Origin of the sequence: Bacillus sp. FSL W8-0640 (assembly GCF_038007725.1) — a bacterium.
Lineage (GTDB): Bacteria > Bacillota > Bacilli > Bacillales > Bacillaceae_G > Bacillus_A > Bacillus_A cereus.
In genome coordinates, this window is the sequence record NZ_JBBOXT010000001.1 from 1,572,498 (window position 1) to 1,584,500 (window position 12,003).

The window sequence follows — 12,003 nt, forward strand, 5'->3', positions numbered from 1 at the left end:
ACTAGTAGATGAAAAACGTAAAGTTTTTTCTAATGAGTTGGCTATGCATACATGTGTGCTTGTTCTTCCCCTTGCAAAGTCAGGCTGAGGAACAAATTGAGTCAGATCAAAAAATAAATGAAGTGAATGTACAAGAAGAAAATAAGGAATCTCAAGAATCGTCAGAACAAGTGGAAACGAAGCAAGATGAAGAGAAACAAAAAGAAGCAGAGCAACAAGAAGTAGAACAACAAGAAGTAGCAAATAAACAATTGAATGAAAGAAAGATAGAAACGGAACAGGGAATTATTACAGTAAATAAGCCGGAGCTTAAAGTTGGCGAAGAAGTGCGAATTGCTGTAGAACCAAATGGGAAAAACATTCAAAGTATGAAAGGTATATTGCAGCTACAAAAAAATGGCGAGCAATATGCGCAAGAAAGAATACTATCTTTTGAGTATGATGAAGAAACGAAGAGCTGGGTTGCTAACTATAAAGCAGGGAATTTTGATTTGCAAGGTAATTGGAATCTTCAGCTCGTTCAAAGTTACAAAGAGAATGAGAAAGAAGAAATCGTAAAAAATGAAGTGAAAGTCCCGCTCATTCGTATTAAAAATGAAACGCCAACTATAGATAAAGAATTGCCAAAGTTACAGAAAGTTACTATTGATGAAGTAAAAGAGAACTTAGTTGAACGAAAACAGGGAGATTCTATACATATACGAGTAAAAGCGTCAGATATAGAATCGGTTGTAAAAGAAGTGCGCGTTACATTAAAAGGGAAAGAAAATAAAGAGCTTTCGTTTTTATTAGACTACAACAAGCATGATATGGATTGGCAAAAAGTATTTGAAATAACAGAAGCATTGCCGGCTGGGCCATACGAATTACTTGTAGAGATAATAGATGCAGCAGGTAATAAACTTGTTGAAGAAAGTGAATATACCATTTCTGTTTTGGCGCCAAAAAACGAAGATCATAAAAAGATAGAAGAGAAAGAGAAAGAAGAGAAATTAGATAATAAACTAGAAAATGAATTAGAAGATAAGAAAGAAAATGAGAAGCAAGAAGATTTGAAAATCAAAAACCCGCTTCTAGAAGAAAAATTGCCGGTTGTTCAAATTCCGAAGCAAGATGAGAAAGTAAATAAGTTTATAAAAGAACCGTTGAAAGAGAAAGAGAAATTTACTTACGTTATAAAAGAGCCGTTCGAAGACAACAAGGAAGTACATAAGGCGAAGGACCAAAAAGAGAAAAATAACAAACAAGTTGTCTCTAAAAAGAAAGAACAAAAAGAAGAAACGAAAGACAAGGAAGAAGAAAAAGGTGAACAGGGAGTACAAGCTTCGGATGTATTTACTATCATGTCAGGTTTGTTCGTACTGTTTTTAGTTTTAAAGAGTAATAAAGAATGGGGCTAATTATTTCATAGTAGTGGAGGCGCTTAAATGGAGATTAAACGTACGACAATTGAAGATAAGACGCTACAACCATTAAAACAGCCTGCAGCTATTTCGGAACATGAAATCCAGAAAGAACGAAAGCGTAGCAATTTAGTGTTTACTGGACAGTCTAAAATTATTTCGAAAAATAATGAGATAGGTATTTTACTTGCAAGTTTAAGTGATGGAAAGATTATGAAGGAAATGCTTTCTAAAGAGATGGATACAGTGTTACAACTTTTTAAAAAGTTACATACGTTATCTGAAGAAGGAAAGCAATCAGAAAAAGTGTTTGAACAAGTAATTAGAAGCCTGCAAGGACTTATTAAGCAGGCGCATATAAAAGAACTTCCTTTGTTAGATGGAACATATGATTTCGCTGAAGTGCAACTATCATTTGGTAGAAAAGTACATATTCCTTTACTAGATGTAAGTGCACTCATCTCTAGAGTGGAAAGTGATTCTTCAGAAGGAAATATAAATTTGATGGTAACGGTTATTACTGCTTATATAACGAAATTGTCTAACGAAACGATTTTAATTAGCGTTACAGACCGCATTGCTAAAGATCGGGATGTAAGTGTATGGAGAGCGCTTGCGGAAATGAACATGACACAATTATCACAGGCATTGAAACAAACGATGCAAGAACATAAATGGTCTATGACGTTTCTTTTTCTCTTCATATGGATTGTCGGTATTATTTTAATTCGAGTTATGTAAAAAGGTCGTCACTCCATTGTGACGACCTCTTTTATATTTTTTCGTAGAAGAATGTATCAAATCGCTGAAGATTGTAACGTTCGGGTGTTAAAATTTGTTCCGTACTACCAACAAATAGTACACCGCCTTTTCGTAAAGAACGACTAAATTTTTCGTAAAGTTTTATTCTTGCTTCTTCTGTGAAATATATCATTACATTACGACAAATAATCAAATCATAATTTGTATCGAATGACTGCATTAAAAGGTCATGTTGTTTAAACGAGACGTTTTGTTTAATGTTTTGATGCAATGAATATAGACCATTCTCTTTTGTGAAATGACGTTCTTTCAAATCAGTAGGTAATTCCTTTAACGAACGTTCTGTATATTGAGCGCGTTTTGCGGTTTCTAAAATATGAAAATCAAGATCTGTTGCTTGAATTTCAAAACGGAATGGAGCTAGATGCTTTGATAAAATTAAAGAGAGTGTATACGGTTCTTCACCAGCAGCGCAAGCGGCACTCCATACCTTTAATTTTCCGCTATTTTGTTCGAGTAATTTTGGTAGTGCTTTCGACTCTAAAGTTTGCCATCGTTCTTTATTTCTAAAAAACTCTGAAACGTTAATTGTAATATAGTCAATAAAATTTAAAAATAAATTTTGATCAGCACGTAATTTGTTTAAAAAATTAGTGTAGTTTTCAAAGCCTTTTCTCGAAATGAAAGCATCGATTCTACGGCGCATTCTATCTTGCTTATACGAAGCGATATCCATATTGAATTGTTGTTTAAAACTCGCGATAAAATGATCATAATCGTGTTCAATTATCATATTTATAATAGGCACAATAATGATATTGTGCCTCCCCCTTTACATCATACGAATTTTTTGTTCAAAGCTTTTTTTCATTTGCTTTTCATGTAATCCTGGTAAATCATAAATGACAGCATCAATACCTGCTTCTTTTGCAACATCGACAGGGATGACAGATGTATGTTTGTCCCCATTATAAAAACAGAGAACTAAATCAGTGTCTTCAATAATTTGTTTAACAAAAAACATATAATCTGATCGGTAAATGGAGTCAGAAGGATGATCAAAAGCAATATATTCGGCTCCGTGTTTTTTTAAGTAATCAACGACTTCTTGAAATTCATCTGTTATTGCTTGTAATGGTTGCAGCGTGTAAAGGCATAAATTTTGAGCGAGTCTTTCATTCTCAACGAAAAAACGAAGAACCTCATTTTCGATAGATTTATAACATAATATGTAAATTTTATGTTTGTGAGCATAGTCAGTTAAAAATTTTTTAATTTCTTCTTGATCTAATGCTGTTAATTGATTTGAACCACAAAGGAAAATATTCATAGAATTGTGCCACCTCATGCTAAATTGTAACATATCTTTTATAAAAAATAACTGCAAAATATTACTGTTCAGAGTATAATTATAAATAACTGGATTTTACGATTAAGTTTAGGAAGAAATAAAAAAATAAATAGGTGATATATATGCTACGTTCTATCTCGCATAATCCAATTTTATCGCATATACCGCCTGCTACTCAAATGCCGAAAGAAGCAAATGTCAGGACAGGACTTGCATTTTCAGATAATTTGCATGCAGATCCGAAAAAAGATAAATTGCTAGAACAAATGGAAGCGTTTGTCGATAATATTGGAGAAATTAAAGAGAAAATTGAAATGGAATTAACGCTTGATAATGTAATGGAATACAAAAATACAGTAAAATCATTTTTGAATTTTTACGTTGATAATGTATTGCAGTATAAAGATGTCATGTCTCGTCACCCGCGTTACGGATATTCACAGAAAATGACGATTGTTAAACAGGCAGAAATGGGATTGAATGAATTAGAAGATGTTATGAATTTAATTAATACGAAAACAGGACATTTAGAAATGTTAAATCAAATTGGAGAAATCCATGGTTTAATTGTGAATTTAGTCTTGTAAAAGAAAGGAAGCTATATGTACATACAATTATATGAAAAACTCGTTATTATTCAAAAAGCGTATGAAAATATTCAAGCGCTTGGAGAGCAAATATATGAGAATTTAAAAAATAAAAATGTAAATGCAGTTCAAAAATTGCAAGTAGAGCAATTGCAGTACATTGATGGTTTAAAAGGGTTATCAAGCTCATTAGAAGAAATGGTTGTTCAGTTCTGTAAAGAACAAGGGGTTGAATCGTTTCGTGTAAGTGCGTTATTTTCGTATTTTTCTCAAGAAGAAATTGAAAAAATGGAAGAATTACAAAAAAACGTAACTGAATTAGAAGAGAATGTAAAAATGCTTCTTTTGAAAAATCAATATTACTTAAACGTACTATTAAAAACTACAGAAAGTATTGTGGATTCTGTTTCTGAATATAATTTAGAGCGAAACAATAATTCGCAAATCTTTATGAATGAACTATTGTAAAGGAGAAGTGAAGCTTTATGAGATTATCTGATTATAATACACCGCTATCTGGTATGTTAGCGGCTCAAATGGGGTTACAAACAACGAAACAAAACTTGTCTAATATTCATACACCGGGTTATGTTCGTCAAATGGTGAATTACGGATCTGTTGGAGCAAGCAATGGTCATACGCCAGAACAGAGAATTGGTTACGGTGTACAAACGCTAGGTGTTGACCGTATTACTGATGAGGTAAAAACGAAGCAGTTTAATGATCAATTATCTCAGCTCTCTTACTATAACTACATGAATTCAACTTTATCACGTGTAGAGTCTATGGTTGGAACGACAGGGAAGAATTCATTATCTAGTTTAATGGACGGTTTCTTTAATGCCTTTCGTGAAGTAGCAAAAAATCCAGAACAACCAAACTACTATGATACATTAATTTCTGAAACTGGGAAGTTCACTAGTCAAGTAAATCGTCTTGCGAAAAACTTAGATACAGTGGAAGCGCAGACGGCAGAAGATATTGAAGCGCATGTTAATGAATTTAATCGTCTGGCTGCTAGTTTAGCAGAAGCGAATCATAAAATTGGACAAGCGGGTACACAAGTGCCGAATCAACTTTTAGACGAACGAGATCGCATCGTTACAGAGATGTCTAAGTATGCAAACATCGAAGTATCTTATGAATCTATGAATCCTAATATCGCGAGTGTTAGAATGAATGGTATTTTAACAGTAAATGGACAAGATACATATCCACTTCAATTAAATAAAGAAAAAGACCCAATGTCAGTTGAGATTTACGGTTCAGAAATCTCTGTAACTAGCGGAGCGATAAAATCAGCGATTGATACGAAAGCGAAGATTGTTGATTATAAAAAAATCTCGAAGACTTAATGAGTTCAATGAAAAATCAAGTGAATACAGTGATGGGAAAAGATTTCTTCGTTGGAGATTATGCGAAAGAGATGAAGTTAAATCCAGAATTCCAAAAAGATGTTTCGAAAATGAAAATGTCTGCTGAAACAGCAAATAAACTAGCAGCAGTTACAGATGACGATTATAAAGAAGGTCTTTCTTATAAACAAGCATTAGACCAATTTATAGTTCGTGTTGCATCTGATAAAAGTGCAGTAAATGGTTATCAAAAAATTCATGGCGACTTACTAGAAGGTATTCAACAAGAAAAAATGAGCGTTGAAGGTGTAAATATGGAAGAGGAAATGGTAAATTTAATGGCCTTCCAAAAATATTTCGTCGCAAACTCTAAAGCTATTACTACGATGAATGAAGTGTTTGATAGTCTATTTTCGATTATTCGATAAGTGATAATAATTGATTGGAAATATATAAGGAGGAGATAGAAATGAGAGTATCTACATTTCAAAATGCAAACTGGGCAAAGAATCAGTTAATGGATTTGAATGTGCAACAACAATACCATAGAAACCAAGTAACTTCAGGGAAGAAAAATCTTCTTATGAGTGAAGATCCACTTGCAGCGAGTAAATCATTTGCGATTCAACATTCATTGGCGAATATTGAACAAATGCAAAAAGATTTAGCTGACTCAAAAAATGTATTAACACAAACTGAAAATACTTTGCAAGGTATTTTTAAATCTTTAACGAGAGCAGATCAATTAACGGTACAGGCATTAAATGAGCCAAATGGTGAAAAAGAATTGAAAGCCATCGGTGCAGAGATTGATCAAATTTTAAAACAAGTTGTATATTTAGCGAATACGAAAGAGCAAGGTCGTTATATTTTCGGTGGTGATAGTGCAGAAAAGTCACCATTTACAGAAGATGGTACGTACCAGGGTGGACAAAATGATGTGAACTGGCAACTAAATGACGGTTATGAGTTAAAGGCATTCCGTAACGGAGAAGCATTATTATCCCCGGTTATAAAAACGTTAAAACAGATGAGCGAAGCGATGCAAAAAGGTGACCAAAAAGCGTTACAACCGTTATTAGGAGAAAATAAGAAAAACTTAGATGGCATCATTAACCGTACAACTGAAGTTGGTTCAACAATGAACACAATGGAGACGTTTAAAACAATTTTAAGTGAGCAAAATTTAGCGCTTCAAGAAAACCGTAAAGAAATTGAGGATGTTGATTTAGCGGTCGCAATTTCTGACTTGGCATATATAAATGCGACGTATGAAGCGACACTTAAAGCAGTTAGTACGATGAGTAAAACGAGTATTTTAGACTACATGTAATCTACAAGGAGTGAGAAAAATGGCAGGAACAACGATGACAGGTATTGGTGGTAGACAACAAATTTGGAACCTCGGAAATAATATGATCGATACTTCTAACCTAGTAGAATTAGAAATGCAAGCGTTAGATATGAGAAAAACACCATATACGAAAGAAAAGAACGACCTTACAAATGATAAATTATTATATACAAGTTTAAAATCAGAATTTAGTTCTTTCACACAAACGTTTAAAAACTTAGCGGCTTTTAAAGGGAATGAGAAAAAAGTAACGACAACACAAGAAGGTTATATTAATGTAAAAGCAGATGGTGGTGCGATTGCAGGAACTTTTAATATGACAATTACACAGCTCGCGCAACGTCATCAAATAGCTTCTAATGAAATTAAAGATATAAATGCGAAACTTCCTAAAGATGAAACATTAAAACTAGGCGATAAAGAACTAAAAGTAACAACTGATATGACATATAAAGATTTAATTAATAAGATTAATGATGGAGATTATGGCGTATCAGCTTATACACTTGGAAATAAAATTTTCATGACCTCGAAAAAGAAGGGGCAATGAATGAAATTAAATTAGAAAAGACACCGCCTAATGTACTTACAGATTTGTTTTATACGAAAGTGGAAGGTACAGATGAGAATAATCAGCCTACGACAGAAATGAAATTAAATACTATTAACGAAGCGCTAGATGCAAAATATAGTATTAATGGTGTTGAGGAAAAAGTGATAGTAATACAATTGAAGCATTACCAGGTGTGAAAATTGAGCTATTGAAAGTAACGGAATCAAAGGTGGAAAATAAACCAGAAGATGGAACAGGTACAAATGCAGATCAAAAAGCAAAAGGTATAGATCTAAAATTTACAGTAAATGACTCAAACGTAACAGACGCATCGAATGTTATTAAAAAAATGGTAGCTGATTATAATAAAGCTGTTTCTACAGTAGATATCTTTGCTGGAAAAGGTGGAGCTTTCCAAGGTCAAGCTATTATGCAAAGTGTACGTCAGGCAATGAACAATGTCGTAACATTTTCTCAAGATGGTAATTATTTATTCACATTTGGTATTCAATTAAAGCAAGATGGAACGATGGAAGTTAATGATGAAAAATTAACACAAGCATTAAAAGAAAAACCCGATGCAGCGAAGCAATTTTTCTTTAGTTCTAACGGTTTAGGAAAAATGATGGAAGAACCGCTTGATAAACTATTCGGTGATAAAGGTGTAGTCGGCGAGAGAGTTAAAAACATTGACTCACGTGTAAGCGATTTAGATAAAAAGATTAAAGATATTGAGACGCAAAACTTGCAAAAGCAAGATGAAATCGTGAAGAAGTATCAAAAGCTAGAGAGTACATTGGCGGCGCTTGATAGCCAACTCAAAACAATTAAAGCAATGACAAAACAAAAAAGTGATGATTAATGAAAGTTGAGGAAGTGATCGTATGCAAGCATGGCAACGTTATATGCAAAATGATATTATGACGAGTAATCCGATTAAAAATACAATTTTTATTTATGAAAGATGTATTGTAGAGTTTCGTAATTTAGAAGAACTTTTACATACTTTTAAACTTCAAGAAGGGGACGCACTTCTTGAAAAATTAGAACGTATTTTTGAAGAACTAAAGCTTCAATTAAATCCTGAGATTACGAAAGATTTATATGATAGTCTCTATGGTTTATATGATTGGATTAGCATTCAAATTCAAACGATGAAAGTAACGCGTGAAGCGAAAGATATTGATGCAATTGTGAAAGTGTTACAAGATTTAATAGACGGTTACCGCGGAGCACTTGAAAATGAACAATGATATTTATCGGACGTTTGTCAGCTGTTTTAATGAAATCGGTGAATTGCAAGTGTCAGACAGAGAGTTTGCTGAGAAGAGTGAGATGTTAAATCGCTGGATGATGACATTGGATGAAGAAACGCGTGCACAAGTTGCAGCAGAAGTAAGCCCGTTCATTATTAAGGCAGCACAGCATATTCGGGATAAGCAAAAGATTTTGGAAGAAATGATTATGACAAATGATGGGCGAATGAAGGCTAATTCATTTTACGGTAAATATTAATAATAACGTCTGGAAACAGGTTCCCCTTTTAAAAGGGGTCTATTCCTTCGTTTACATAAAGAACCCGCTGATTGAGGTTTCATTTTATGACTGTGATGAAATAATAATTGTAATCTAAATAATAGAAAAATGGACTTTAGTTTATATATTGAAATGTTCTATAGATTACTGTGTGTATACAGTTTTTTGCATTCTTTTTTATATTTTTATATTTTTCTAAAGACAACAATGAAAAAATGGAATAAAATATGTAAGGGTACATAATAGTAAATATTTTAATAAATGCATATAAGAAAATAAATAATGAAGTGAAACTTCTATCAGTGGATCATTAAGTTAGAAAAGGAAGGGTGTGGAATATGCCAGATTTAGTGAGTGATGTAAGCCATTATATGAATTATTTAGTGACGAAACGAAATACGGTTTCTAGTAATATTGCAAATGCGAATACACCTGGCTATAAAGCACAAGATGTAACATTTGCTGAGCAGATGAATAAAAGTAGTGCGTTATATAAAAACAATGCGGCTGATTTAAAGAGTAATCCAGATTTATATCAAACGAATGAAATGCACTTGCCGACAGTAAATACGAAAAATACATATGCAAAGATTCAAACAAAATCAATGCAAACGAATAAAGACGGAAATAGTGTGGATGTAACGACAGAAATGCTAGATTTAATGAAAGCAAATCAGTTATACGGTATTTCAGTTAACGCAATTAATACACAATATGCAATTAACCAAGCGGCACGCGGACGTTAAAAGTAGAAGGAGAGACAACGGATGTTTCAGGCAATTAATGCAAGTGGCTCAGGACTAACGACAGCGAGAAAGTGGATGGAAGTTACTTCTAACAATATTGTAAATGCAAATACGACGGCGGCTCCGGGGGCAGATTTATATGAGCGTCGTAGTGTGGTGCTAGAATCAAACAATAGTTTTGCAAGTATGCTAGATGGGGCTCCTACTAACGGAGTAAAAATAAAAAGTATTGAAGCAGATAAAACGGAAAATTTAGTGTATGATCCGACCCATCCGCACGCAAATGAAGAAGGATATGTACGTTATCCCAATATTGATGTAACTGCTGAAATGACGAATGTAATGGTTGCTCAAAAAATGTATGAAGCGAATACGAGTGTATTAAATGCGAATAAAAAAATGCTTGATAAAGATTTAGAAATCGGCCGAGGATAAGGGGGAAGATAGTAATATGAAAATTCAACCAATGTTACATACACAACCATTTGGAGCAATTCAGTCAATTGGTGCACCGAAAACTTCTCAAACATCTGTAGTTGAGGGGAAAAAGTTTATTGATTTATTGGAAGATATGAATCAAACACAAAACAATGCACAAACAGCAGTATATGATTTACTAACTAAAGGGGTAGGAGAAACACATGACGTTTTAATTCAGCAAAAGAAAGCTGAGTCTCAAATGAAAACGGCTGCTCTCGTACGTGATAATCTTATTGAAAATTATAAGTCACTAATTAATATGCAAATTTAGGAAAGTGGACGGGTGTGTTTAAATGGAAAAGATGAAAAATGTTATCCAATCGTTAAAAACGTGGCATAAGTTAGTAATCGGTGCTGCGCTTTTAGCGATTGTAACAGGAGCACTTTTATACTTCACCTTGCCAGATAAATATGTTGTTGTATATCAAAATTTAAATGATGCAGATAAACAAGAGATTACAGCAGAATTATCGAAGTTAGGTGTCGATTACCAATTAGCGGCCGATGGTTCAATTCGTGTGCAAAAGAATGATGCTCCATGGGTTCGAAAAGAAATGAATGGGATGGGCTTACCGTTTAATTCGAAAAGCGGTGAGGAAATTTTATTAGAAAGCTCGCTCGGTTCAAGTGAACAAGATAAAAAAATGAAGCAAATTGTCGGTACGAAGAAGCAATTGGAGCAAGATATTGTAAGAAACTTTGCGACAGTTGAAACGGCAAATGTTCAAATTACATTGCCTGAAAAAGAGACAATTTTTGATGAAGAAAAAGCAAAAGGAACAGCGGCGATTACGGTTGGAGTGAAACGTGGCCAATTGTTAACAGCTGATCAAGTTGCAGGTATACAGCAAATGATTAGTGCAGCGGTTCCTGGTGTGAAAGCAGAAGAAGTAAGTGTTATTGATAGTAAAAAAGGTGTTATCTCAAAAGGAGCAGATGAAGCACATTCTAGTAGTTCCTCTTCTTATGAGAAAGAAGTAGAGATGCAGCACCAACTTGAAGGTAAATTAAAGCAAGATATTGATGCAACGTTAATGACGATGTTTAAACCGAATGAATATAAAGTGAATACGAAAGTATCTGTAAACTACGATGAAGTTACACGTCAGTCAGAAAAGTATGGTGATAAAGGTGTACTTCGTAGTAAACAAGAACAAGAGGAAAGCTCTACCGCGCAAGAAGGGGCAGATACGAAGCAAGGTGCTGGTATTACAGCGAACGGTGAAGTGCCAAACTACGGTACGAACAATAATCAAAATGGTAAAGTTGTCTACGATAATAAAAATGGTAACAAAATCGAAAACTATGAAATAGATAAAACAGTTGAAACAATTAAGAAACACCCAGAATTAACGAAAACAAATGTTGTTGTATGGGTAGATAATGATACGCTAGTAAAACGTAAAATTGATATGACAACTTTTAAAGAAGCGATCGGAACAGCGGCAGGACTTCAAGCTGATCCGAACGGTAACTTTATAAATGGTCAAGTTAACGTTGTAACTGTTCAGTTCGATCAGCCGAAAGCCGAAAAAGAGAAAGAGCCAGAAAAAAGTGGTATGAATTGGTGGTTATTCGGTGGAATTACAGCTGGCTTATTAGCGATTGGTGGCCTAGTATGGTTCTTATTAGCAAGACGTAAGAGAAAGAAAGAAGAAGAGGAATATGAAGAATACTTAGCAGAAGAGGAAATTGCTGCAAGTAATGAAAGTATCTTGGAAATTCCTGAAGAAAAAATAGTGCCAGAGCCAAAACCTGAACCAGAAGAACCGAAAGAACCAACGTTAGATGAACAAGTGCAGGATGCTACGAAAGAACATGTAGAAGGAACTGCAAAAGTAATTAAAAAATGGTTAAACGGACAGTAAGGGAGGAA

General features: G+C 33.9%; 13 protein-coding genes and 3 pseudogenes. 14 read left to right on the top strand and 2 right to left on the bottom strand.

From position 1 onward, the window contains the following. Window positions 1–8: 8 nt before the first annotated feature. On the top strand, window positions 9–1,400 hold the full coding sequence (locus N2V80_RS08225) for a hypothetical protein (RefSeq protein WP_061655908.1): 1,392 nt from the start codon (window positions 9–11) through the stop codon (window positions 1,398–1,400). Window positions 1,401–1,427: 27 nt separating this feature from the next. Beyond that, entirely contained in the window at window positions 1,428–2,144 is a 717-nt protein-coding gene (locus N2V80_RS08230) for a hypothetical protein (protein WP_000403962.1), read from the top strand. Between the two features lie 31 nt (window positions 2,145–2,175). Here the strand turns inward: N2V80_RS08230 and N2V80_RS08235 are convergent, their stop codons facing one another. Beyond that, entirely contained in the window at window positions 2,176–2,958 is a 783-nt protein-coding gene (locus N2V80_RS08235) for a CheR family methyltransferase (RefSeq protein ID WP_061655907.1), read from the bottom strand. A 39-nt stretch (window positions 2,959–2,997) separates the two neighbouring features. Then, window positions 2,998–3,495, bottom strand: coding sequence for a flagellar motor switch protein FliG (locus N2V80_RS08240; RefSeq protein ID WP_001020108.1), 498 nt, complete (start codon window positions 3,493–3,495; stop codon window positions 2,998–3,000). A gap of 143 nt (window positions 3,496–3,638) precedes the next feature. Here N2V80_RS08240 and N2V80_RS08245 point away from each other — a divergent pair, with 143 nt between their 5' ends. From N2V80_RS08245 to N2V80_RS08300, 12 genes and pseudogenes are all read left to right on the top strand, one after another. Then, on the top strand, window positions 3,639–4,103 hold the full coding sequence (locus tag N2V80_RS08245) for a YaaR family protein (protein WP_000946323.1): 465 nt from the start codon (window positions 3,639–3,641) through the stop codon (window positions 4,101–4,103). A 15-nt stretch (window positions 4,104–4,118) separates the two neighbouring features. Continuing rightward, on the top strand, window positions 4,119–4,571 hold the full coding sequence (locus N2V80_RS08250; protein ID WP_000275885.1) for a hypothetical protein: 453 nt from the start codon (window positions 4,119–4,121) through the stop codon (window positions 4,569–4,571). Between the two features lie 17 nt (window positions 4,572–4,588). Further along, window positions 4,589–5,886: pseudogene (gene flgK / locus N2V80_RS08255) on the top strand (flagellar hook-associated protein FlgK). A gap of 41 nt (window positions 5,887–5,927) precedes the next feature. Further along, on the top strand, window positions 5,928–6,791 hold the full coding sequence (locus N2V80_RS08260; protein ID WP_001266405.1) for a flagellar hook-associated protein 3: 864 nt from the start codon (window positions 5,928–5,930) through the stop codon (window positions 6,789–6,791). Between the two features lie 19 nt (window positions 6,792–6,810). Continuing rightward, window positions 6,811–7,357 (top strand): annotated as a pseudogene (locus tag N2V80_RS08265) (flagellar cap protein FliD N-terminal domain-containing protein); the annotation flags it as partial. Between the two features lie 109 nt (window positions 7,358–7,466). Continuing rightward, a pseudogene (locus N2V80_RS08270) lies at window positions 7,467–8,227 on the top strand (flagellar hook-associated protein 2); the annotation flags it as partial. Window positions 8,228–8,249: 22 nt separating this feature from the next. Continuing rightward, window positions 8,250–8,618, top strand: coding sequence for a flagellar export chaperone FliS (locus N2V80_RS08275; RefSeq protein ID WP_001149516.1), 369 nt, complete (start codon window positions 8,250–8,252; stop codon window positions 8,616–8,618). After that, window positions 8,608–8,880: a hypothetical protein gene (locus N2V80_RS08280; protein ID WP_001058088.1), complete on the top strand. Its 273-nt coding sequence runs from the start codon at window positions 8,608–8,610 to the stop codon at window positions 8,878–8,880. The genes N2V80_RS08275 and N2V80_RS08280 overlap by 11 nt, the downstream gene beginning before the upstream one ends. A gap of 359 nt (window positions 8,881–9,239) precedes the next feature. After that, window positions 9,240–9,647, top strand: coding sequence for a flagellar basal body rod protein FlgB (gene flgB, locus N2V80_RS08285; protein ID WP_001113109.1), 408 nt, complete (start codon window positions 9,240–9,242; stop codon window positions 9,645–9,647). 21 nt (window positions 9,648–9,668) lie between these two features. Continuing rightward, window positions 9,669–10,082, top strand: coding sequence for a flagellar basal body rod protein FlgC (gene flgC / locus N2V80_RS08290; protein WP_000484680.1), 414 nt, complete (start codon window positions 9,669–9,671; stop codon window positions 10,080–10,082). Between the two features lie 16 nt (window positions 10,083–10,098). Continuing rightward, window positions 10,099–10,398, top strand: coding sequence for a flagellar hook-basal body complex protein FliE (gene fliE, locus N2V80_RS08295; RefSeq protein ID WP_000701672.1), 300 nt, complete (start codon window positions 10,099–10,101; stop codon window positions 10,396–10,398). Window positions 10,399–10,420: 22 nt separating this feature from the next. After that, window positions 10,421–11,995: a flagellar M-ring protein FliF C-terminal domain-containing protein gene (locus N2V80_RS08300; protein ID WP_000413926.1), complete on the top strand. Its 1,575-nt coding sequence runs from the start codon at window positions 10,421–10,423 to the stop codon at window positions 11,993–11,995. Window positions 11,996–12,003: the final 8 nt, after the last annotated feature.

Bases quoted from the DNA above. Each gene is read 5' to 3' on its own strand.
- N2V80_RS08250 (WP_000275885.1), top strand. From the start codon at position 4,119: ATGTACATACAATTATATGAAAAACTCGTTATTATTCAAAAAGCGTAT.
- N2V80_RS08300 (WP_000413926.1), top strand. From the start codon at position 10,421: ATGGAAAAGATGAAAAATGTTATCCAATCGTTAAAAACGTGGCATAAG.
- N2V80_RS08260 (WP_001266405.1), top strand. From the start codon at position 5,928: ATGAGAGTATCTACATTTCAAAATGCAAACTGGGCAAAGAATCAGTTA.
- N2V80_RS08275 (WP_001149516.1), top strand. From the start codon at position 8,250: ATGCAAGCATGGCAACGTTATATGCAAAATGATATTATGACGAGTAAT.
- N2V80_RS08240 (WP_001020108.1), bottom strand. From the start codon at position 3,495: ATGAATATTTTCCTTTGTGGTTCAAATCAATTAACAGCATTAGATCAA.
- N2V80_RS08225 (WP_061655908.1), top strand. From the start codon at position 9: ATGAAAAACGTAAAGTTTTTTCTAATGAGTTGGCTATGCATACATGTG.
- N2V80_RS08280 (WP_001058088.1), top strand. From the start codon at position 8,608: ATGAACAATGATATTTATCGGACGTTTGTCAGCTGTTTTAATGAAATC.
- N2V80_RS08235 (WP_061655907.1), bottom strand. From the start codon at position 2,958: ATGATAATTGAACACGATTATGATCATTTTATCGCGAGTTTTAAACAA.
- N2V80_RS08230 (WP_000403962.1), top strand. From the start codon at position 1,428: ATGGAGATTAAACGTACGACAATTGAAGATAAGACGCTACAACCATTA.
- flgB (WP_001113109.1), top strand. From the start codon at position 9,240: ATGCCAGATTTAGTGAGTGATGTAAGCCATTATATGAATTATTTAGTG.
- N2V80_RS08245 (WP_000946323.1), top strand. From the start codon at position 3,639: ATGCTACGTTCTATCTCGCATAATCCAATTTTATCGCATATACCGCCT.
- flgC (WP_000484680.1), top strand. From the start codon at position 9,669: ATGTTTCAGGCAATTAATGCAAGTGGCTCAGGACTAACGACAGCGAGA.
- fliE (WP_000701672.1), top strand. From the start codon at position 10,099: ATGAAAATTCAACCAATGTTACATACACAACCATTTGGAGCAATTCAG.